Genomic DNA, 1,498 nt, shown 5'->3' with positions numbered 1-1,498 from the left:
TCCAGCCCACTTGTTGAAGGCTGGGATACCCAATCAGGATTATTAGCTGTCTGGCTCCCTAAAGCCGGGCAGCGGTATTTACCTACCTTGGTGCCGGTCGAAAGTTACACGCAGGCATCTCCTATGAGTAAACAATTCTCATAGGAGAAATTAATGATTAACCGGCACCCTCTTAACACCAACCTTTCCCTACACCACACAGGCTCTTGGCATGGCTATGAGGTCCAGCTTCAGCATGGACCGCTAGTGCATGAATATCTGTACCGCTTCAAAGAGACCCTGGATTGGTCATTGTCTGAACACCCTCGAACGTTGGCTGTGAGACTCGATCTGCGTCTGCCTGAGCGTCATCACTTTCAGCTGGAGTTTGTGATGGGGCGATTTATCAGCTCGTTGCGAGAACAAGTAAAAGCTGACGTTAATCGTAGACGTAGCGAAGGTAAGCGGGTCCATGACACCGCTGTCCGGTATATCTGGGTACGAGAGCAGGACAGCAGCGATCAACCTCATTTCCACGTCTGCCTGTTCTTTAACAAGGATACTTACCGGCAGCTAGGGAGCCTGCCTTCTGCGAAGGGGGAAGGGGCTGCAATGCCTGATCCGGACGTGCCGCGTGACTTGTTGGCGGACAGGCCAGCTAAGAACCTTGCCGAGCGCATTGTGAAGGCATGGTCACGAGCCGTCGGGTTGGGGGCAGATGAGGGGAGTGGATTGGTCCACTTCCCCTACAGCTGCGTATACCGAGTCAATGTGGGTTCAGCTGGTGGGGAAGCTGAGGTGGCGGGTTTATTTAGCCGCATCAGCTACTTGGCGAAAGCCAAGACCAAGCAATACGGGATGGGGATCAGACACTTCGGTACCAGCCGGAGATAGGAGTGAGTAAAAAAATACAGGCGAGCGCTATCTCATGAGTTGAAGGAGAGTCTCATGAAGATCATGCGTTTGAAGGAAGTCATGGACACCACCGGGCTGGGCCGATCGTACATTTACAAGTTGGCCAGTGAGGGCGCCTTCCCCAAGCCGGTGCAGTTGGGCGGCAGAGCCTCTGGGTGGGTGTCTGACGAGGTGGAATCCTGGATTTTGGAGAGAATTGAAGAAAGGGATCGTTTGGCGGGAGAGTAAAAGGTAGCGGCTCTCTGTCGAGCCGCTGTATTGGGGGGTGGTTAACCGCCGAAGCTGTAGGTGCCAGCCCCTTGATCGGTTTCGATTTCAGCCTCAAGAACGTCGCAGTCATTGTTGACTTGGATCTTGGCTGTTTTCCCAAATTTGATTGTCTTGGGCAGTTGGCTTCTTCCGTTGTATTTGATGACGCGGCATTCCCCCCGGTTGACGGTGACCTCCTGGATTTCCACTTCTTCTACGAGGCTTCGAATCGTCACGTACTTGGGGTTCATTCCATATCCCAAGCCTGTATGGCTGGTCGCGGAACCGACCTCAATGACCTCCGAGAGATCGGAGCAGCCGGAAAGAGTGATGGCCATTAGGGCGGCAGCGAAAG

The 1,498-nt window shown here is 53.7% G+C and carries 3 protein-coding genes; 2 read left to right on the top strand and 1 reads right to left on the bottom strand.

The features are described from left to right. Positions 1 to 153 precede the first annotated feature (153 nt). Positions 154 to 873: an inovirus Gp2 family protein gene (locus tag HUJ17_RS00055; RefSeq protein ID WP_290508802.1), complete on the top strand. Its 720-nt coding sequence runs from the start codon at positions 154 to 156 to the stop codon at positions 871 to 873. A gap of 54 nt (positions 874 to 927) precedes the next feature. Continuing rightward, on the top strand, positions 928 to 1,122 hold the full coding sequence (locus tag HUJ17_RS00050) for an AlpA family transcriptional regulator (protein ID WP_102790838.1): 195 nt from the start codon (positions 928 to 930) through the stop codon (positions 1,120 to 1,122). 41 nt (positions 1,123 to 1,163) lie between these two features. On the opposite strand, the gene HUJ17_RS00045 is transcribed toward HUJ17_RS00050, so the two are convergent. Continuing rightward, on the bottom strand, positions 1,164 to 1,498 hold a 335-nt coding region (locus tag HUJ17_RS00045; RefSeq protein WP_290508801.1), incomplete at its 5' end, for a hypothetical protein.

This window comes from Alcanivorax sp., from assembly GCF_014762765.1.
Lineage (GTDB): Bacteria > Pseudomonadota > Gammaproteobacteria > Pseudomonadales > Alcanivoracaceae > Alcanivorax.
This window is presented reverse-complemented; position numbering and strand designations above follow the sequence as displayed.

Coding starts and splice junctions, on each gene's coding strand:
- HUJ17_RS00055 (WP_290508802.1), top strand. CDS start 154: ATGATTAACCGGCACCCTCTTAACACCAACCTTTCCCTACACCACACA.
- HUJ17_RS00050 (WP_102790838.1), top strand. CDS start 928: ATGAAGATCATGCGTTTGAAGGAAGTCATGGACACCACCGGGCTGGGC.